The 19,137-nt window shown below is 55.0% G+C and carries 16 protein-coding genes; 11 read left to right on the top strand and 5 right to left on the bottom strand.

Annotation, left to right across the window (positions count from 1 at the left end; genetic code table 11):
- Positions 1 to 7: 7 nt before the first annotated feature.
- Both ACO6S1_RS11935 and ACO6S1_RS11940 read left to right on the top strand, forming a co-directional pair.
- The gene (locus ACO6S1_RS11935) at positions 8 to 1,618 is read left to right on the top strand and encodes an ABC transporter permease (protein ID WP_422342920.1); all 1,611 of its coding nucleotides are present in this window, start codon (positions 8 to 10) and stop codon (positions 1,616 to 1,618) included.
- On the top strand, positions 1,615 to 2,655 hold the full coding sequence (locus tag ACO6S1_RS11940) for an ABC transporter ATP-binding protein (RefSeq protein ID WP_422342921.1): 1,041 nt from the start codon (positions 1,615 to 1,617) through the stop codon (positions 2,653 to 2,655). Before ACO6S1_RS11935 ends, ACO6S1_RS11940 begins: the two co-directional genes overlap by 4 nt.
- 336 nt (positions 2,656 to 2,991) lie before the next feature.
- Here ACO6S1_RS11940 and ACO6S1_RS11945 read toward each other — a convergent pair whose 3' ends face one another.
- Positions 2,992 to 4,419, bottom strand: coding sequence for an amidohydrolase (locus ACO6S1_RS11945; RefSeq protein WP_422342922.1), 1,428 nt, complete (start codon positions 4,417 to 4,419; stop codon positions 2,992 to 2,994).
- 205 nt (positions 4,420 to 4,624) lie between these two features.
- Between ACO6S1_RS11945 and ACO6S1_RS11950 the strand changes: the two genes are divergently transcribed.
- The gene (locus ACO6S1_RS11950; RefSeq protein WP_422342923.1) at positions 4,625 to 4,891 is read left to right on the top strand and encodes a hypothetical protein; all 267 of its coding nucleotides are present in this window, start codon (positions 4,625 to 4,627) and stop codon (positions 4,889 to 4,891) included.
- 67 nt (positions 4,892 to 4,958) lie between these two features.
- Here the strand turns inward: ACO6S1_RS11950 and mobA are convergent, their stop codons facing one another.
- Positions 4,959 to 5,549, bottom strand: a complete 591-nt coding sequence (gene mobA, locus ACO6S1_RS11955) for a molybdenum cofactor guanylyltransferase (protein ID WP_422342924.1) — start codon at positions 5,547 to 5,549, stop codon at positions 4,959 to 4,961.
- A 360-nt stretch (positions 5,550 to 5,909) separates the two neighbouring features.
- On the bottom strand, positions 5,910 to 6,983 hold the full coding sequence (recF, locus tag ACO6S1_RS11960; RefSeq protein ID WP_422342925.1) for a DNA replication/repair protein RecF: 1,074 nt from the start codon (positions 6,981 to 6,983) through the stop codon (positions 5,910 to 5,912).
- A gap of 620 nt (positions 6,984 to 7,603) precedes the next feature.
- On the opposite strand from recF, the gene ACO6S1_RS11965 reads away from it, so the two are divergent.
- The 3 genes from ACO6S1_RS11965 to ACO6S1_RS11975 all read left to right on the top strand — a co-directional run bounded on the left by ACO6S1_RS11965 (position 7,604) and on the right by ACO6S1_RS11975 (position 9,686).
- Complete coding sequence (locus tag ACO6S1_RS11965) at positions 7,604 to 7,783, top strand: PspC domain-containing protein (protein WP_089132939.1); 180 nt, start codon at positions 7,604 to 7,606, stop codon at positions 7,781 to 7,783.
- A 124-nt stretch (positions 7,784 to 7,907) separates the two neighbouring features.
- Positions 7,908 to 8,888 (top strand): cation diffusion facilitator family transporter, encoded by a 981-nt coding sequence (locus ACO6S1_RS11970; protein ID WP_422342926.1) that lies wholly within the window; start codon positions 7,908 to 7,910, stop codon positions 8,886 to 8,888.
- A 501-nt stretch (positions 8,889 to 9,389) separates the two neighbouring features.
- A complete protein-coding gene (locus ACO6S1_RS11975; RefSeq protein WP_422342927.1) occupies positions 9,390 to 9,686 on the top strand; it encodes a YMGG-like glycine zipper-containing protein in 297 nt (98 codons plus the stop codon).
- Positions 9,687 to 9,764: 78 nt separating this feature from the next.
- On the opposite strand, the gene ACO6S1_RS11980 is transcribed toward ACO6S1_RS11975, so the two are convergent.
- A complete protein-coding gene (locus ACO6S1_RS11980) occupies positions 9,765 to 10,547 on the bottom strand; it encodes a DUF2189 domain-containing protein (protein ID WP_422342928.1) in 783 nt (260 codons plus the stop codon).
- 200 nt (positions 10,548 to 10,747) lie between these two features.
- On the opposite strand from ACO6S1_RS11980, the gene ACO6S1_RS11985 reads away from it, so the two are divergent.
- The 5 genes from ACO6S1_RS11985 (at position 10,748) to ACO6S1_RS12005 (ending at position 17,388) form a co-directional block, all read left to right on the top strand.
- On the top strand, positions 10,748 to 11,566 hold the full coding sequence (locus ACO6S1_RS11985; protein ID WP_422342929.1) for a helix-turn-helix transcriptional regulator: 819 nt from the start codon (positions 10,748 to 10,750) through the stop codon (positions 11,564 to 11,566).
- Between the two features lie 285 nt (positions 11,567 to 11,851).
- Positions 11,852 to 14,395: a TonB-dependent receptor gene (locus tag ACO6S1_RS11990; protein ID WP_422342930.1), complete on the top strand. Its 2,544-nt coding sequence runs from the start codon at positions 11,852 to 11,854 to the stop codon at positions 14,393 to 14,395.
- 154 nt (positions 14,396 to 14,549) lie between these two features.
- Positions 14,550 to 15,080: a nuclear transport factor 2 family protein gene (locus ACO6S1_RS11995; RefSeq protein ID WP_422342931.1), complete on the top strand. Its 531-nt coding sequence runs from the start codon at positions 14,550 to 14,552 to the stop codon at positions 15,078 to 15,080.
- A gap of 164 nt (positions 15,081 to 15,244) precedes the next feature.
- A complete protein-coding gene (locus ACO6S1_RS12000; protein WP_207987585.1) occupies positions 15,245 to 16,417 on the top strand; it encodes a thiolase family protein in 1,173 nt (390 codons plus the stop codon).
- A gap of 41 nt (positions 16,418 to 16,458) precedes the next feature.
- Complete coding sequence (locus ACO6S1_RS12005; protein ID WP_422342932.1) at positions 16,459 to 17,388, top strand: acyl-CoA thioesterase; 930 nt, start codon at positions 16,459 to 16,461, stop codon at positions 17,386 to 17,388.
- Positions 17,389 to 17,391: 3 nt separating this feature from the next.
- Here the strand turns inward: ACO6S1_RS12005 and ACO6S1_RS12010 are convergent, their stop codons facing one another.
- Positions 17,392 to 19,134: a class I adenylate-forming enzyme family protein gene (locus tag ACO6S1_RS12010; protein WP_422342933.1), complete on the bottom strand. Its 1,743-nt coding sequence runs from the start codon at positions 19,132 to 19,134 to the stop codon at positions 17,392 to 17,394.
- Positions 19,135 to 19,137: the final 3 nt, after the last annotated feature.

Genomic DNA, 19,137 nt, shown 5'->3' on the forward strand with positions numbered 1-19,137 from the left:
GGTTAATATGGGGCAATATACGCAGCGAATTTGGCGCGGGATCAGCCCGACGCCCTTAGGCGTGATCGCGGCCCTTATCTGCACCTTGCCGGTCGTGGCCCTGATCCCACTAGGGCTAACTGGCGGTGGCAGTCACATGGGCCATTTGTGGGATACCCAGCTTGCCGATTATGTCAGCAACTCGGCCGCTTTATTGGTCATTACTCTATTTGGAACCCTTTTGCTGGGCGTGCCTACCGCCTGGATGACCTCGCGCTTTGATTTTCCGGGTAGGCGGATATTGCTGGTCGCATTGCCGTTATCCCTCGCCATGCCCAGCTATGTTTCGGCCTATGCCTGGTTATCGATGACCGCTGTTGGAGGTCCTGTTTATGATGCCACGGCTGGTGCCATCCCCACTGTTAGTGGTCTTTTGGGAGCTGGCTTTGTTTTCTCGATATCCTTTTATCCCTATGTTTTTCTTCTCGCGCGGCAGGCTTTTGAAAGCAGCGGTACCAACAGTTTTGAAGCAGCGCGAACCCTAGGCGCGAGCCCGTTGCAGGCATTCTTCACCGTCTCCCTGCCGCTCGCACGACCCGCGATAATGGCCGGGACAGCGCTGGTGGCCATGGAAACGCTGGCCGACTATGGCACCGTCGATTTTCTGGGTACGCCAACATTCACGGTGGGTATTCTCCGGTCCTGGATTTCTTTCGGCGATCCGCAAGCTGCAGCGCGACTGGCTCTTATTCTGTTGTTGGTAACCTTGCTCATTTTCGGTGGAGAGCGGCTGGCGCGGCGCGGTGCCCGGGTCGCGGAAGCCGGCGGCCGGAACAAACCACAACACCGGGTCCAGTTGTCACGCTCTGCTACGCTGATTACGATCCTGCTCTGCGCCATACCGGTATTTTTTGGTCTGATCGCGCCCGGCGCTCATCTCGTTTCACTCGCTGTGGAAACGCAGCCCGTTCGCTCTCCGCTCGAAGCCTTTTGGGGCACGATAAAGGTTGCTTCTTTATCAGCGCTGGTTGCCGCCATTCTGGGCATGGGCGCAGCATATGCCGCCCGCACCGGAGGCTGGTTTGCGAACGCGGCGGTCCGCGCGGCCCATACGGGCTATGCCGTTCCCGGTGCCGTTGCCGCGCTCGGTGTAATCGCACTGATCTCTGCATCGCAGACCCTGCTGACCACAATATCAGGGTCGGCAGCGCCGTTGATAGCGGGCGGTGGACTAGTTGCCCTGCTGTTTGCCTATCAGGCCCGCTTTGCAGCCGCCGCCATCAGTCCGTGTGAGACTGCGCTTGGCCGCATCACGCCATCAATGGATCAGGCTGCACGGTCGCTTGGTGCCAGCCCATGGGCGGTTATTGGCCGTATTCATTTGCCACTGGCGTTCAGCGGTATTGCCACAGCCGCGTTGTTGGTGTTTGTGGAAGTGATGAAAGAACTTCCCGCCACCATGATCTTGCGTCCGCTGGATTTCGAAACGCTGGCCGTCAGCGCACATCATTATGCTTCTGACGAGCGGCTATCCCAAGCGGCGCTGCCGTCCCTAATGCTTGTCGCAATCGGATTGCCAATCATGATGATCGTCAGCTGGCTCGTGTCGCGCGGCCAAACGGAAAGTGCAGGGGCATGACCGATACCATGATGACCGGCCGCGGTCTGGTGAAATCGCATCGCGGACGGCGGGTACTTGATACCGTCGATATCGATCTCAAGCGAGGATGCATCACTGCCATTCTCGGCCCCTCGGGAGCAGGGAAATCAACTTTGCTGCGGGTCATGGCTGGCCTTGAAGATCTGGATTCCGGTGAAATCGCCGGATCAGGGCAACTGCTAACCAACGGCCAGGTCATCGTTCCGCCTGAAAAGCGCAGTGTTGGTCTGGTTTTTCAGGACTTTGCGCTGTTTCCGCATCTGACTGCACTGGGCAATGTCATGTTCGGATTGCGTTCCGGTCCGGCCGCATCCCGCCGCGAAATAGCAATGGATCGATTGGCTGCGGTGCAGATGGATGACAGGGCGGATGCCTATCCACACACATTATCGGGGGGCGAGCAGCAGCGGGTTGCCTTGGCGCGTGCGCTTGCGCCCGAGCCGGAAATCGTTCTGCTCGATGAAGCATTTTCCGGATTGGATGCCCACCTGCGTTCCGAACTGCGTGATATGGCTGTGCGCGAACTGAAAAGGTCAGGCGCTGCTGTGCTGGTCGTGACACATGATGCTGAAGAAGCACTGTATATGGCGGATGAGCTTGCCTTGATGGTCGATGGCGCGATCATTCAGTCAGGCACACCGTCAGATGTATATCTCAAACCGCAATCACTTTCGGCGGCCCAGTTGCTGGGCGAAGTCAATATTTGGGCAGGTCGTGTTGCCAATGGTGTCCTCGAAAGTCCGTTCGGAACGGTGAACGCGGACCAGATAGATGATGGCGGTGAGGCCAGTTTATTGATCCGGCCTGAAGGTGTGATGCTGGATGATGCCAAACCGGATGGCCGGTTTTCAGTCGCGGAAGTCCATCCTCTCGGCGCCACCGCTACGGTCAAAGTGCAGGCGCTATCCGGAGAATGCTGGCAAGCCAGAGTGCCGACCTCGCGTAGGTTGAAAGCGGGCATGTTGGTGTCGATTGAACTGGATCCCTCTCTGGTCAGCGTCGTAGCGGAACTATAAAGCCAGCCTATCTCACACGGTCAATTTGACAAGCGCGACCCAGTCTTTGTTTTTTGTTGCCGATGGCGCGGCCAGGTTCAGCCAAACGGTTTCTGAAAAGCTGAGCAACCCGCTTCGATCATAAGGTTTCAGTAAATGTGATTTCGATTAGAGCTGAATTGGAAAATGCTTTCCTACATCTTGGCACCTGTGCAATGGTCAGATTGCCCTATTGCAACCAAAATCCATGGCACATCGCATTTTGACCCGTAAAATCCGTGCGATTTTTTATCGATTCTGTGTCGAAGCTGTATAATCTTTATGTTGGGAGCCAGAAAGCTGAACGAATCACTTTGGCTATTTGCGATAATCGAGCGGCGGCTCGCGATCGCCGAGTAACGACTTGTAGACATAATCCGGCCCTCGCGCCTTGTCGAATTCGGCCTTGGCCTCTGCGCGCAATTCCGGATTGGTATAGAGTTCAATCGCGGCAAGGGTCAGTGTCTTGGCAGCAGCTTGCGTGCCCTTGAAGCCGATCGACATGCCGCTGGCCGCCGATGACTGCCAGCTATGGGCAGAGGTGCCAGGTACCCATGTTGCGGTGCGCAGGCCGACGGTGGGCGTCGCATAAGACACATCACCGACATCGGTCGAGCCATAGCCCAGCGTAACTTCATAGGGCTGGATCTCTGCCTGGCTACCCAGCTCCAGTTCGGGGTTGTCAAAGCTGGCATAGATAGTCTCGGCAAATTTCTGCTCTTCCGGAGAGTAGCTGATCCCACCGACCTGACGCAGTTTTGCGTCCATCATCTTGGCCAGCGGTTCGTTGACCAGCAGCGGATTGTTTCCGTGGATTACTTCCCAATCCACCTTGGTGCCGGTACCGAGCGCTGCGCCGCGCGCGGCATCTTCGAGGCGCTTCCAGATGGCGTCGACACCGTCGGGATCGGGATGGCGGACATAGTAAAAGACTTCGGCAAAATCCGGAACGACATTGGGCGCGGTGCCGCCGTCGGTAATTACATAGTGAATACGTGAATCCTGCGGCACATGTTCACGCATCATGTTGATCATGAGGTTGAACGCTTCTACTCCGTCAAGAGCGGAGCGGGCTTTTTCCGGAGCACCAGCCGCGTGGGCAGATACGCCGCGGAACCGAAATTTGGCAGAGCGGTTGGCCAATGTGGTTCTGGCTGCAGCGGAGTTTTCATCACCGGCATGCCAGTGCAAGGCAAAATCAACATCGTCGAATAGCCCTGCGCGTACCATATAGACCTTGCCGCTACCGCCTTCTTCGGCCGGCGTACCATAAAGGCGGACACGACCGGGCGTGCCCGTTGCTTCCAGCCATTTCTTTACCGCAATAGCGGCCTCGAGCGACCCGGCGCCAAACAAGTTATGGCCACAGGCATGGGCCGCACTCTTGCCGGCAATGGGGGACCGCGTTGCGACAGCATCCTGATTTATGCCGGGCAGGGCGTCATATTCTGCCAATATGGCGATCACCGGGCCGCCCTTGCCATATTCCGCGACAAAGGCTGTGGGGATTTCGGCAACACCTGTGTCTATGTTAAATCCTTGCGCTCTCAACTGCTGCTGCAACAGGGCGCTGGCTTTTTCCTCCTGGTATCCAACTTCAGCCCAGTCCCATATCTGCCGTGCTACACCAGCTGTGTTGTTATAACGTGCATCTATATCTTGCAGGACTTTGATCTCTTGTGCGTCCTCGGCATGAACAACAGATGGCATCGTGGTAAGCGCGAATAAGATGGCAAAGCGTTTCATAAATTTCCCCGATGTGGTGACGTGTCAGGGGAGGATGGCATAACAACATATGATTGCGCAACAATATTACCGGCGACGGAGAATTGCCACAAACGCAAGTCAATTGCAAAAATGCAACTCGCAGGTGCAGCATTTCACATTGCAACTTACTTTTATGTAAGCATACTGATCCCGCAACCTCCCCACACCTGAATGGAGACTTATCATGAACAAATTTGCTTCGATTATCCTCGCCGCAACAGCTCTATCCCTGACGACCCCCTCTGCTTTCGCGGCAGACGTACAGCGCAATGATCGCCTGTACGATGCTAACGGCTCCAGTGTCGCCAAAATCAGCCGCGTTGCTGAAGACGGTGACGTACTGGTGATCTATAAGGGTAAGGTTCGCCGCATTCAGGCTGAAACCCTGTCCAACACCGATGGCAAGTTGATGACGACACTGACCAAAAAGGAATTGCGCCGTTTGAAGTAAGCCGAACGGAAATATTTCGCCTTTGGCGATGACTAGGAGCCGGCGCACCCCCTCATGCGCCGGCTTTTTATTTTGAGCGCGATCTTTGGGCTTCAGCCTTGGCAAGATCGTCTGGCGTGTTGATATTCATGAACATCTCTTCATCCGGCCAGCTGACGAGCTGCGCATCGCATTGCCGCGCCAGCCAATGCAACGAGGGCGATTGCTCACCGATTTCATGGGTGCCGCGCACGCTGTTGAGAATGTCGCAGCGCCAATAGCCAAATACAGGATGCAGGCGTTCCGGTCCTTGCGCCACCGCACATCCGGCCACTGTTCCCAAGCGCTGGACGAGGTTATCGGGTGCGAACGGAGCGTCTACCGGAATGGTGATAAACCCGACCGCTTCGGGACAAAGTATTGGTAAATGGGCGGCGATGGTGAAAATTGCTCCCACAGGTCCACCGGGAGCATCGGGATCGTCGCTGATAATATCGATGCCCGTATCAAAATCGCTGGCCGCCGAGAGCCATATTCGATCGACAAGGGGGCGATATTTAGTAACAGCGCGATCAACAAGCCGCTCACCGTCAAGGGAGATTGCAGCTTTGTCCTTACCCATTCGGCGGGATTGGCCGCCGGCCAGGATAACCAGACAGATCGGAGGGTTGTCATTCATCGCAATAGGCTCCGGCGCGAAGGGCGCTGGTCGCTATGTTGACTTCAGCTGCCCATTCTGTCCAGCAATTCCCCAATCAAATCAGTCAGCTGGGAATCTCGGCTCCGCAAATCTGTCGATTGCTCGCTATCCGCGACTTGCTCCAACGTCGATGTCTTCTGCGGCGGATTGCAAACATTGCGAGGCCGCCGGTTCCGCTGCTCTCGATATCGCGGGGAAAGCTATCGCCTGCAGCACCAGCAATATTGGAACGACTGACTGTCCCAGCCTCTTCAGAGCTGGCATGAAACCACGAGATTGACGCTTCTGCATAACAAGGCGCTTAGTAGAAAGGCCCGAATTGACTGCTAAAGCTTATGGTTAACGCTTTCTAACGGTTCCATTAGCGACGCAGAAATGGAGCGCGTCATCCGGTATATCGACGAACAGGGCCGCTTCCGTTCCGGTCAACCAGACCTGACCACCTTTACTCGACAGCTTTTCGAACAGCGCGGCCCTTCGGACGGGATCGAGATGGGCAGCGACCTCATCGAGCAAGAGAATCGGGCGATTTCCCCGCTGTTCAGCGATAAGATCGGCATGTGCCAATATGATCGAAAATAGCAGCGCTTTCTGTTCACCGGTGGAGCATTTTTCTGCCGGTTGTTTCTTGCCTGCATGAACCACGCTAAGGTCGGCACGGTGCGGTCCCGTCAACGTCCGGCCAGCGCGGCGGTCCGCCTGGCGACCTTTTGCAAGTGCTTGATGCAATGCTGATTCGCTGCGGAGATCCTTGTCATCCAGATATAGTTTTGCCGCCGCGAACAAACCGTCGTCGGTCATCGCCAGAGCGCTATTCAATCCCTCGGTAATGCGAAAGCGCGCTTCGGCAACGGCGCTGCCAAATCCGGCCAGCTGCCCGTCAAGCGCGTCCAGCCATTCGCTGTCCGGCATATATTCATCCGCCAATAGCCGGTTCCGCTCCCGCCGTGCGGCATCATAACGGGCGCAGTTTCTGGCATGTTCCGGCTCCAGCGCCGTGACGAGGCGATCCAGAAAATTACGCCGTCCCGATGCGCCTTCCATGAATAACCGGTCCATCGCTGGCGTGAGCCATAATATCGAAAGCCATTGGGCCAGGTCATTTGTCGGTACCGCCGCGCCATTTATCCGTGTTTTGCGGCGTTCGGGATGTTCCGGGCTTGTCCCGGTCCCAAGTTGGATATCGTCCAGCTGCGCAGCAACAGCGAAATCACCGATGCTGTCTTCATGGGCCATGTCTTTCAGGGCTGCCCGCCTTAGCCCGCGCCCCGGAGATAAAAGCGATACCGCCTCCAGGATGTTGGTCTTCCCAGCACCATTATCGCCGCTCAGCACGACAAACCCTGGCGCGGCCTCCAGCCGCAGCTGCCGATAGTTCCGGAAATTTTGCAGGGTGAGCTGAGAGATCGTCATAACAGGCTTTAAACTCTAGCCTTCCCCCAGAGGGATGAGAAGAAAATTCGCCGCGCTTGCCAATGTTGTTCATCTATCATTCATTAAATGCTAAAAGTTAGTGAAAAGCGCTAACTATCAGTTTTACGCAATTTGACAATTGGCCAAAAAATTGACTAAATATCTGAATAATAACAATAATCAAAAACTGGCACGGCCTGTGCAATGTATGAGACATCTTCGGAAACACAACAACGAAGCCCAGTTTTAAAAGAAAAGGAAATCAAAATGTTCACGAATGTCTCAAACAATATCGCCGCCGCTTTCGCCGCTCTTGTCTCTGCCGCCGTATTTGTCGGTGCCAGCGTTGGACCAGCGATCAACAATGCCGGTTCTCTTGTAATCTAATCCCAACCCAATCCCCTGAAAGGAAATATCATGACCTACGAACTTAAAAACAAATTTCTCGCTTCTTTCGCCGCTCTGTTCTCCGCCGCAATTTTTGTCAGCGCAAGCGTTGCTCCTGCAATGAACGCTGCTGGTTCGATGGTGATCTGATGGCAAACGAGAAAAAGACCACCCGTTCTACGCCAACCAGCTGGCCGGAACCGATTTCATCTAACAAAAGGAAAAACAGCCCAGTGAAAAACAAACTGAAACTCGACAAAGCCAATGGCAAGCTGATGGGCGTATGTTCCGGCCTTGCAAATTGGAGCGGCATGGACGCTAATTTGCTGCGGATAATCTTCGTACTTGCGACAATTTTCGGCTTTGGTTCTGCCATCATCATCTATCTTGCGATCGGCCTGATTGTTGACTGATTAAAGATCCAGTGTCGCATGAATGATATAACATACAGAAAACATTGAATAATAATCATAGACCGCTCTGATAAATCCGTGTATTTAGTGACAACTAGTCATTGAGTAATTTATCGGAGCGCAGATGTCCGACGGGTCCAATCATAGTCACGATCACCACGGACATCATGGCCATCACGGTCATCTCTTTCACAGTCATCACGATCGCCATGGCCCGCACGGCCATATGCCGACTAATTTCAGTCGTGCCTTCGCCTTCGGTATCACGCTCAATATCATCTACATCATCGTCGAAGTTACCTTTGGCCTGCTATCCGGCTCGATGGCGCTGCTCGCCGATGCCGGACATAATTTGTCAGACGTTCTCGGGCTGGCCGTTGCATGGGCAGGGGCCGAGCTTTCAAAACGGCCGCCCAGCAAACAGTTCACTTATGGCCTGGGCGGATCTTCCATTTTGGCAGCGCTGTTAAATGGACTCTTTCTGCTGGTGGCTTGCGGTGCCATTGCCTGGGAGGCGATCGAGCGATTTAGTGCGCCGAGCGAGGTGGCATCGACAACAATCATCATTGTGGCATCGGTCGGTATCGTGATTAACTTCGGCACCGCCATGCTGTTCCTGCGCGGTCAGAAAGAAGATATAAATATTCGCGGCGCCTTTTTGCACATGATGGCCGATGCCGCGGTCTCCGCCGGAGTGGTTCTGGGCGGCATACTGATTTTCTATACCGGCAAGAACTGGATCGACCCGCTCATCAGCCTGTTCATCGTTGCGCTCATTTTCTGGAGCACCTGGGGCTTGCTGACCGAAGCCATCCGGATGTCGCTGGCCGGCGTACCGCGCAATATTGACGTCGAGGAAGTCTTTGAAGCGCTGTCCGGACTGCCGGGGGTTGAGACGGTTCATGATCTGCATGTCTGGCCAATGAGCACCAGCGAAACCGCAATGACGGCTCATCTTGTCATTCCCGGCGGCCATCCCGGCAAGGGATTTCTCGCGGATGTTCAGGCGGATATGAAGAAGCGCTTTTCCATTCATCACATCACTATCCAGATTGAGCTGGAGGATGAAGAGGCCGAGCTTTGTCAGACGGATTGTGGCTCATAAAAATCAGGAACAAATCGCCCATAGTTCCAATTTGCCCATAGTTCCAATTTGATAGCTACGAAGTTGACAAAGTGGACATAGTCCTTTGCATCGTTTCATTCTTGTATTCCGGGCCAAAGTTCACACAAATCACACAGGGTATCGATCTGGTGAATTCACGATGTGTGGGTGCAAAGTTCACACAAATCACACCCCATTGGTCATATGGCATTGTTCCATCGGCATCGGAGGCCCCGATGCAAAGTTCACACAAGTCACACCGGTTCTCCTGCGCGATTCAAGCGATGCATTTATCAATATTCAGGGCTGAGAAAGAGCGGCGAAACATTATCATATTTCCACCTGTGTAGGAAAGAGCAGTTGCCTGATAGGACCCCCGCTGCGACGATCATCGCAACCATCGCGCCATTCATCCGAAAAACCGGCTTCGTTCAGCAACCGGACTGCCATCTGTGCCATTATAGCAGTGCTATGGGGGCAAGTAATCTCAGGAGTTTGGTCATGCGACTATTTGCAAAGAAACTATCAATCCTTTCTGTCACCGCAGTCTCGGCATTATCCCTCTCGGCCTGCGCGGGAAACTATGCTGGTGAAGGCGCGGCTGCCGGAGCGGCGACCGGCGCGATTATCGGTGCGGTAACCGGCGATACAGGTGATGCCTTAAAGGGCGCGGCCATTGGCGCTGCTGCTGGTGCAGCGGCAGGTTATTTCATCGACAAAGATGACGATTGTGACGGCTATAATGATGATGGCGAGCTTGACGATGATTGTCGCGGGGAACCCGGTTATCCGGATTAATCGTCCGTCGTTTTGAATGTTTGGCCGCCGCTTGTGTGGCGGCCAGATTATCCGGCACGTCCTGACCGCGTCGGTGCCCTATGCTCCGGGAAGGCCCACGGCGCGGCGATAGAGATGCCATGTCGCGTGGCCGAGAACGGGCAGGACAATGAGGAGCCCGAGGAACAAGGGCAGCATGGCCACAAATAACGCGATCGCGATAATGAAAGCCCAGACCAGCAATATGAACTTGTTCGATCGCACCGTGGCAAGGCTCACAATGATGGCAGTAATGAAGTCGACCTGGCGATCGACCAGCATCGGCAGGCTGACGACCGTAATCGCATAAAAGGCCAGTGCCATAAGTCCGCCCACGACAGTGCCGACCAGCAGCATCATGATACCAGCGGTCGTGCGAAACAATGCGAGTGATTCTGATCCGATGCCGGATTCCGCCATGAAAACTGCAAAAATGCCATGGGCGACCATCAACCAGAATGCGAAAGCGACAAACAATATGACGCCCATGCTCAAAATCTGCTCATCGCCGCGCCCGCGCAATGCGCCGAGCACCGCGCGCCAACTCATTGGCATGCCGGCTTCCCGCCGACGGCTGACTTCATAAAGTCCGACGGCGACAAATGGCGCCAGCAACGGAAAGCCCGCCGCCGCCGGAACCAGCCATGCGATCTCGCCACGCTCGAAAAGTGCGAAATAGAGAAACATACCGGCAGCCACATAGATTGCGCCGAAAAACAGGCCGAATAGCGGATAGGCTCTGAAATCATTCCAACCCGCCGCCAACGCGTCGCGAAGATCGCTCATGGTAAGATCGCTCGCGACCATCGCCGGTGCGATTTGCGCTTGCCCGCTCATGTTCATGACATTCCCTCCTGTGGAAACTTGATAGGATTATGCCGGAAATCGCACTTTACTACAACCAATTTGCCCCGCAGGCCTGCAACATAGCCATTATTGAGAGTTGTGTTTTTGGGCAGTAAAACGGCTTATGTTTGTCATGTGATTTAAAAAAGCACCGCAATTTTCAGTATGATCGCATGTCTTCGGGAGAGGAATATTACATGGCGCATATGTTGGTGGAGGCCCAAACAGACGAGACCGAACCTCATCTGGAAGAACTGCTGGAAAGCGTTTCCATTCGCGAGCCGAAAGATATTCGCCGGGCTGCTTGTAACCTTCATGACATAGCGCAACGAAGAGGGTTCAGAGTGGCTCTCTGCGCCGATATCTCATCCGGCAAGACGATGGAGGATGCAGAAGGCAATTGCGTGAATGCAGACGTTTTCGGCTGGGTAAAGCATTCGGAACTTTGGTGGAAAGATCCGCAATATGCATTGCACAGTCCTATTCCGCGGGCCTGCCGATATGAAAGCGAGCCCTTTTGGTGTGATGCGAGCGGCTTTCATGTCCATCCGCCCAACAGTTTTCTGGATGATATCGACCTGCAAAACTATTTTGCCGCGTTGAAAGGGCGATATAACGCGCTGATCGTCGTGCCGGTACATTTGCCCTTTGGCCAGGTGTCCGCCAACAGTTTTCCTGCCATAAACCCCCAAGCCGAAAGCTTTCCGGAAAGCTTTGCGAAATTTGGCCATCTGTTAGGCGCGCTCACGCGAAGGATTATATGCGGCTATGTATCCCTGTCGCGAAAATCAAAACATATCCCGTCGGACTGCGGTTTGTCGAAGCGGGAAGCGGAATGCATCCGCTGGGCGTCGGTAGGCAAGACCGATGAAGAGATAGGCGAGATTATTTCGGTCTGCCGGTCGACCGTGCGCTACCATATCAGCCGGGCTGGCGAAAAGCTGGAGGCGGTCAATCGCACCCAAACCGTATTCAAGGCCACGCAGCTCGGTTATCTGGGCAATAGTCATGGTTGAATGGCCAGTATTTCGGCCGGCCGCTGACTCATTTCGTCCTTGATTTGGCCAGCGCTACACATCCGGTATTTTGCTGTACCATCGTATTTGGCGATTTTTGTAAAATATAATGATGAATTGGTTGATTTGAACGTAACTAAATTACTTCAACCGTAAATTTCCTGACCTTTTGGCCAGTTGAGTCAACAGCCAGTGCGCGTCAGTCTCTCGCTACAACAATGCTGGGACACACCGGCAACGAGGATTGTCCGTTACCAATGTGACGGACGTAAATGGGAGAGAGCTATGAACATGCGCGCACAACGTTACGAATCCCGCTTGACCGCCAAATCTGTCAAGGCAGTTTTGATGGCAACGGTTGCCACATTCACTGTTTCAGGCTTCGCAAATCCGGCCTTCGCACAGGAAGCAGCGGAAGAAGAAGACAATGTGATCATTACCGTAACAGCGCGTAAGCAGACCGAGTCATTGCAAGAGGTGCCGGTAACGGTGACTGCAATTGGCGGGGATACGCTCGACAGATATCAGATCAACGAAGTCGCCGATGTTGTAAGCCGCGTCCCTGCACTAAACGTCCAGGTCGGTGGATCCGGTGCCGGAGGACAGATCAGTTTGCGCGGGGTCGGAACGACCAATATTTCCGCCGCGTTTGACTCTGCCGTCGCCTTTGATTTTGATGGCGTACAGGTGAGCACGATGCGTCTGGTACAAGCGTCATTTTTTGACGTGGAGCAGATAGATATTCTCAAAGGCCCGCAATCCCTGTTCTTTGGCAAGAGCGCGACGGCGGGCGTTTTCTCGGTTCGATCGGCTAACCCCACGCCCAATTGGGAGGCGGGCGTCAAAGTCTCTCAGGAATTTGAGGAAAATGGCACCACCATCGGTGGCTATATCTCGGGACCGCTTAACGATACGCTGGGTATCAGGGTCGCCGGCCAATATCAGAATATCGAGAAATATGTGGAACTGGAGGCTGGTACGCCTTCGGTCTTTGCAAATTCGGGCAAGGGATTGGAAAATATTGTCGGCCGCGTGACCCTGCAATGGGATCCGACCGACAATTTCTCGGCGAACCTGAAGTTGAACTATAACCGCAACGAAGGCGACAGTTTGCTTGGGCATTCCGACATTGATTGTGGTGCCAATGGCGTCGCCGATCCGGTGTTTTTCGCGCTGACCGGAACCTTCTTTGAATCAAACAGCAGCTGCGACATTCAGGACGGCCTTTATCCGCACCCGGACGGCAATCCTGATCTGCTGGTGATTGCGCCCGGAACGACAGGCGCGGATCGCTATGTCGGGCAATCTTATAACGAGACGGAAACATTCTTTGCCCGCCTCGCGATGGATCTGGAGCTTTCCGACACGCTGACATTGTCAACAGTGACCGGCTATCTCGATCTCGATAACGAGCATCTGGATCATTTCAGCTATGTCGGTATTCGAACCGATGGCCTGCCGGGCGGCGCTCCGGCTCCTTTTTCCGATGCGCTGGAGCAATTCACGCAGGAAATTCGCCTAGCCAGTGATTTCGACGGGATGTTCAACTTTGTCGTGGGCGGTTTCTGGGAAAGCCGGAAGCAGCCGCTGGAAACCTCCCAAAACGCGTTTCTTGGCACGTTCCTGTTCCCTGATTCCCGCGGAATTACCTATGACTGGGTTGCGCAGCGGACAACCAAAAGCGAGGCGCTATCTTTCTTCGCCAGCGGTACTCTGGATATCACGGATCAACTGGAACTGTCTGGCGGCGTGCGTTGGACCGATGAACAGAAGACCCACAGATCAAATTTCCCGTTCGTTCACAACGCGCTGACATTCCTGAACCCGATCGTTGGCGGACTGGGTCTGGTTGTTCCCGAAGGCTTTAACACCGGGCCAATCAAATTTTCGGACAGCAATATTTCCCCGGAAATCACCTTGAAATATCAGGCGACACCTGATCTCAATTTCTACGCGTCTTACAAGACCGGATTCAAATCGGGCGGTATTGATAACAGCATCCTGCCAACCTCTTCGGTTCAGCTGGTTGTTCCGGGATTTGCCGAGCAGTTCCCGGCTCTGTTCCCTGATCCGGTGGCGGCTCGTGAAGCGGCGCTGGATTCGATCATTTATGATTCCGAAACCGCCAAAGGCGGCGAGGTCGGGATGAAGGCCTTGCTGGGCGGCGGCGCTTTCCGCGTGAATACGTCGCTCTATTATTTCGTGTTCGATGATTTGCAGGTTCAGAATTTTGATGGCGCCAACACGCGCTTTCTGACCGTCAACGCCGGTGAGTTGACCACTCAAGGTTTCGACATTGACTGGTCATGGAGCACGCCGCTTGAGGGGCTGAACCTTTCGGGGACGCTGGGTTACACCGATGCCAAATTCACCGATACGTTCCTGGCAGATGCCGGACCTGACGGCGTGGGCGGGACTGCCGATGATATCGACATTGATGGTCGCCGCGCCGCGCGTGCACCAAAATGGTCGGGCAATATCGCGGTTGACTGGCTCATCCCCGTTGGTGATACTCTGGAATTCGGCCTGAGCGGTAATGCCGCCTACAGCGGTTCCTATTTCGCCGGAAACAACAATTTCGCTGATTTTGTGCAGGATGACTATGTTTCGCTGGACGCGTCTGTGTCGATTGGTGATCAGGACGGCAAATGGAAATTGTCGCTTATCGGTGTCAATCTGACCGACGAAATCTGGGCCAATACCGTTGGCGATCGGCCATTCTTGGATGCCGGCAATGCCCTTGGTCGCGCGACCGGTGGCGGTGACGACCGGGTGGTCACACAAAACCGGGGCCGTCAAGTGTTCGTCGAGGCTGCATTCAAGTTCTGATCAGCATCTCCCGTTGATCAAACATGGCCGGAGTGGAGCAGTCCATTCCGGCCTTTTTTGTAGGTTGGTGGCTAGCCAAACCGCCAATTTACACGGCAACTTACAGGTTTACGGTGATTGGCAATAATAGCTCGGGACAGGATGATTGGCAAATATGGACAGACAAACGGAAATTGACCACGCGCTGGATAAGCTGGCCATCATGGAATTGCCCGGCCGATACATGCGCGGGCTGGATCGTCTCGACCGCGATCTGTTGCGGGCACAATTTTGGGACGACGCCTATCTGGATTACGGCATTTACACCGGAGGAGCGGACGGGTTTGCAGATTTCTGCATGGACGCACTATCCAGCCATCTCGCGAACCATCATATGATCGGTCAGAATAATGTCGAAATTCTCGGTGACGAGGCGTTCGGAGAGGTTTATTTCTATGCCTTTCACCGGGTCGTCGATGACTCTGGCGAGGCACGCGATGTCATGATCAACGGTCGCTATCTCGACCGCTATGAAAAGCGCGATGGCATCTGGAAATTTGCCTATCGGAGCGAAGTGGTCGACTGGTCCCGCGATGATCCGGCTGCTGACCGGTTTCTCGAAGGATCGGGCAATATCCTCGGCACGCGCAAACCCGATGATCCACTTTATAATCGTGACAATATGCGCCGCCCGGAGGATCGTTGATAGCGTCGCTTAGTGTATCGGCTCTCTCCCAAACCAATTTCCCCATTAAGGCCCGGCGGATATTCCCAAGCATCTTGACAAGGTTTCAAATAGACTTAGGCCATCACAGTCAAAATACGGTTCTCCAGATGGTCCGTATTTGATCGATATAGGGAGGTTCCAACATGCGTGAAGCAGTCGTCGTATCTTATGCCCGTACCGGGCTCGCTAAAGCCGGACGGGGTGGGTTTAACATCACACCGCCGATGACGATGGCAGCACACGCCATCAAGCACGCCGTTGCCAAATCGGGCGTCGAGAGTGATTTTGTCGACGACAGCCTGATGGGCAATGTCGCCCACGCTGCGCCCAATATCGGTCGTAATGCCGCGCTTCTCGCTGGGCTGCCCAAGTCCACCGCTGGTGCCACGATCAACCGTTTCTGTTCGTCGGGCATGCAGGCCATCGCCATGGCGGCCAACCATATTCGCGGCGATGGCGCGGATTGCGTTGTAGCAGGCGGCGTGGAAAGCATTTCAATGCAAGGACAGCGCGCGCCGGAAGGCAGCATCGATAACGAAATTCTGAAAATTGCACCCGATATCTTCATGCCCATGATCGATACCGCGGATATCGTGGCGGAGCGTTATAATGTCAGCCGCGAATATCAGGACGAATATTCCCTGCAATCGCAGCAGCGTATGGCCAAGGCTCAGGAAGCCGGGCTTTTCGCCGATGAGATCGTACCGATGCAGACGAAGATGAAAGTCGTCGACAAGGAAACCAAGGAAGAGAGCATTGTCGACTACACCGTTGATCGCGACGAGTGCAATCGCCCGACCACGACCCTGGAAGGTCTTGCGAAATTGCAGCCGGTCATGGGCGAAGGCAAATATATCACTGCCGGCAATGCCAGTCAGTTGTCCGATGGTGCCGCTGCGGTTCTATTGATGGAAGCCAAAGAGGCCGAACGACGCGGGCTGGAACCGCTGGGCCGTTTTGTGTCCTGGGCCGTCGCCGGATGTGAACCGGATGAAATGGGCATTGGTCCGGTCTTTGCCGTGCCGAAGCTGCTCGAACGGCAAGGCCTGACCGTCGATGATATCGATATCTGGGAACTCAACGAAGCCTTTGCGAGCCAGTGCCTGTACAGCCGCGATCGTCTGGGCATTGATCCGGAAAAATATAACGTCAACGGCGGCTCGATTTCGATTGGCCACCCCTTTGGCATGACCGGGGCGCGCTGTGCCGGGCATTTGTTGCAGGAAGGCCGCCGTCGTGGCGCCAAATGGGGCGTCGTCACCATGTGTATCGGTGGCGGGCAGGGCGGAGCAGGCCTGTTCGAAATCTACCCCTGAACTTTCGAGACAATACGCATATTTAAGGAATAGAAGCAGTTTTGGATCAACTAACGGACGAACAAGTCGAACGCCGGCTTTCGGAAGCTTTGGCCAATCGCGCCTCCGTGTCTGCGGAGAAGCTGATAGCCGGATTGCTCCGCACCTTTAATCTTGCGGCAGACGGTGAAGACGAATTTGTCTTTCCGGCGCTCAATTCATCGGCGCGGGAGCGGATTTTTGGTGGTCAGGTGATTGCGCAAGCCATTGTCGCAGCGGATCGTACGGTCGATGCCGAGAAGAATATTCACTCGCTCCATTCCTATTTTCTGCGCGCGGGAGATGAAACAAAGCCGCTGCATTTTCGGGTGCATCGCGACTTTGACGGCCGCAGCATTTCCAATCGCAGGGTCGTCGTTCGGCAGAATGACAAGGTTATTTTCAACCTGACGGCCTCTTTCCAAAAAGCGGCTGACGGGCTGCAACATCAGATATCCATGCCGGATGTCATGCCGCCCGACCAGTGCATGAGCGCGATGGAGCAAATTGCCCGTAACCCGCAGGTATCGGACAAGCATATCGAACGGATGAGCATGCCGCGACCCTTTGATGTGCGCAGCTTTCGCCCCGAAGGCAAAAGCCCGGACGCGCGCCAGTATCAATGGTTCAAGACCGTAGCCCCACTGCCGGATGATCCGTTGATCCATCGCGCCACTTTGGCCTTTGCGTCCGACATGGGATTGCTCTCCACGTCAATGATACCTCATGGCCTGCACTGGACCACGCCGGGTCTATTTTCGACCAGTCTTGATCATGCGATGTGGTTCCATGATGACTTTAGAATGGATCAATGGATCTGCTATGTGATGGACAGCGATTGGACCGGCCACACGCGCGGCCTCAATCGCGGCGCCCTCTATACGCAGGATGGCAAGCTGGTGGCGTCAGCTGTTCAGGAAGGCTTGATCCGACTGACGCCCCAAAAAAGCTAAACGCTAGAAAAGCGATTTCAGATCGCGTTTCAGTATCTTGCCATTGGCATTACGCGGCAGGCTGTCGGCACTGAACAGGACTTTGACCGGCACTTTGAAATTTGCGAGACGGGCCCGTACCCACTCCTGCAATTCCGCTTCCGTGGCCGTTTGCCCCTGAACCAGATGCACAATTGCCGCCGGTTCTTCACCCAGGGTCTTGTGCTCAATACCGACAAGAGCGGCATCCATTACCGCGGGATGATCATAGAGGACATTCTCAACCTCGGACGAATAGATATTCTCCCCGCCGCGGATGATCATGTCTTTGGCGCGGTCGACAACATAGCAAAAACCCTCGTCATCCAGTCGCGCCAGATCGCCGGTGCGGACCCAGCCATCGACGAAGGTTTCGGCGGTTGCGTCTGGCCGGTTCCAATAGCCCTTCACCACCATCGGGCCGCGTGCCCAAAGCTCGCCCACTTCGCCGATCGGCATTTCGTGGGCGCCATCCTCGCTCATGACTTTCAGGTCGGCTGCGGCGACGGGCGGGCCGCAGCTTGTCGGGCGATTGAGATAATCCTCGGCGCTATGCGATGTCACCGTCGCCATGGTTTCGGTCATGCCCCAGCCATTGCCGGGAAGCGCGCCAAAGACTTCGTAGATTTTGCGGGCCAATTCGGGCGCAGAAGGCGCGCCACCATAGCTGATCGCATCGATGGAACTCAGATCATATTGATCCCGCTCGGGATGTTCGATCAACTGCCAGGCAATAAACGGCACACCGCCGGTGGCATTGACCTTTTCCCGTTCGATAATCTCCATCGCCTTGACGGTATCCCACTTGTGCAGGAAGACCATCTTATGCCCCCCTTGAACGGTCGGCATCATGATCGCGGAGCAAGCGGTACAGTGGAACATCGGTACAACGGTAAGGCCAACCCGAACGGTCGGTTCCGGAACCTCATGGCCCCGGCGCAAGGCTGCCGCAGCGCCTGAATAACCGACCGAAATGGCATTGGTGGTCAGATTGCGATGGGACCCCAGCGCGCCCTTGGGCTGGCCGGTCGTGCCGCTGGTGTAAAAAATCGTCGCCGGATCATCAGGCGCCAGCTCGACCGCCGGCAAGTCCTGATCGGGAAGGCTCCCATAATCATTGGGCTTCCCGATACTATCTTCCAGCGCGCGGGCGGGTTCTGCCAAGGCGCCTGAACTGCGCGCCACAATGACATGGTGCAAGTCAGGCAAGTCCGCCCTGTGCGGAGAAATCCGGTCCCATCGCTCGGCATCACATAACAACACGCTGGTGCCGGAATTTGCGAGGCCAAAAACCAGCTCCTGATCCGTCCACCACGCGTTGAGCGGCACGACGATCGCGCCGATAGAGGCCGCTGCGAAGAAGATCACCGGCCATTCCGGCAAATTGCGCATGGCGAGCGAAACCCGGTCGCCCTTCGATACACCGATATTCTGAAGCTCCACCGCCAGAGCCGCCACGGCGCGATACCAGTTGGCATAGGTGACACGCTCGTCGGCAAATATCAGAAATTCGCTGTCGCCATGACCGCGCGCATGTTCCGCCATCGCCGCGAGCGTGGGCAGAGCATTTTTCCAGACACGGGTCGATACGCCATCGATATCGACCATTTCCATTTCAAACGGCTGCCCCGGCGCGCATAATAATGCGTCCACATCTTTGCGTGATCGTACGGGCCATCCAGCAGGCGGTGTCCACTTTTCCAGTGGATCTATTGCTTCAGCTGACAAATT

This window comes from Parasphingorhabdus sp., from assembly GCF_965233695.1.
Lineage (GTDB): Bacteria > Pseudomonadota > Alphaproteobacteria > Sphingomonadales > Sphingomonadaceae > Parasphingorhabdus.

Excerpts from the sequence above, each read along its gene's own strand:
- ACO6S1_RS11935 (WP_422342920.1), top strand. The coding sequence starts at position 8 with ATGGGGCAATATACGCAGCGAATTTGGCGCGGGATCAGCCCGACGCCC.
- ACO6S1_RS11940 (WP_422342921.1), top strand. The coding sequence starts at position 1,615 with ATGACCGATACCATGATGACCGGCCGCGGTCTGGTGAAATCGCATCGC.
- ACO6S1_RS11945 (WP_422342922.1), bottom strand. The coding sequence starts at position 4,419 with ATGAAACGCTTTGCCATCTTATTCGCGCTTACCACGATGCCATCTGTT.
- ACO6S1_RS11950 (WP_422342923.1), top strand. The coding sequence starts at position 4,625 with ATGAACAAATTTGCTTCGATTATCCTCGCCGCAACAGCTCTATCCCTG.
- mobA (WP_422342924.1), bottom strand. The coding sequence starts at position 5,549 with ATGAATGACAACCCTCCGATCTGTCTGGTTATCCTGGCCGGCGGCCAA.
- recF (WP_422342925.1), bottom strand. The coding sequence starts at position 6,983 with ATGACGATCTCTCAGCTCACCCTGCAAAATTTCCGGAACTATCGGCAG.
- ACO6S1_RS11970 (WP_422342926.1), top strand. The coding sequence starts at position 7,908 with ATGTCCGACGGGTCCAATCATAGTCACGATCACCACGGACATCATGGC.
- ACO6S1_RS11975 (WP_422342927.1), top strand. The coding sequence starts at position 9,390 with ATGCGACTATTTGCAAAGAAACTATCAATCCTTTCTGTCACCGCAGTC.
- ACO6S1_RS11980 (WP_422342928.1), bottom strand. The coding sequence starts at position 10,547 with ATGAACATGAGCGGGCAAGCGCAAATCGCACCGGCGATGGTCGCGAGC.
- ACO6S1_RS11985 (WP_422342929.1), top strand. The coding sequence starts at position 10,748 with ATGGCGCATATGTTGGTGGAGGCCCAAACAGACGAGACCGAACCTCAT.
- ACO6S1_RS11990 (WP_422342930.1), top strand. The coding sequence starts at position 11,852 with ATGAACATGCGCGCACAACGTTACGAATCCCGCTTGACCGCCAAATCT.
- ACO6S1_RS11995 (WP_422342931.1), top strand. The coding sequence starts at position 14,550 with ATGGACAGACAAACGGAAATTGACCACGCGCTGGATAAGCTGGCCATC.
- ACO6S1_RS12000 (WP_207987585.1), top strand. The coding sequence starts at position 15,245 with ATGCGTGAAGCAGTCGTCGTATCTTATGCCCGTACCGGGCTCGCTAAA.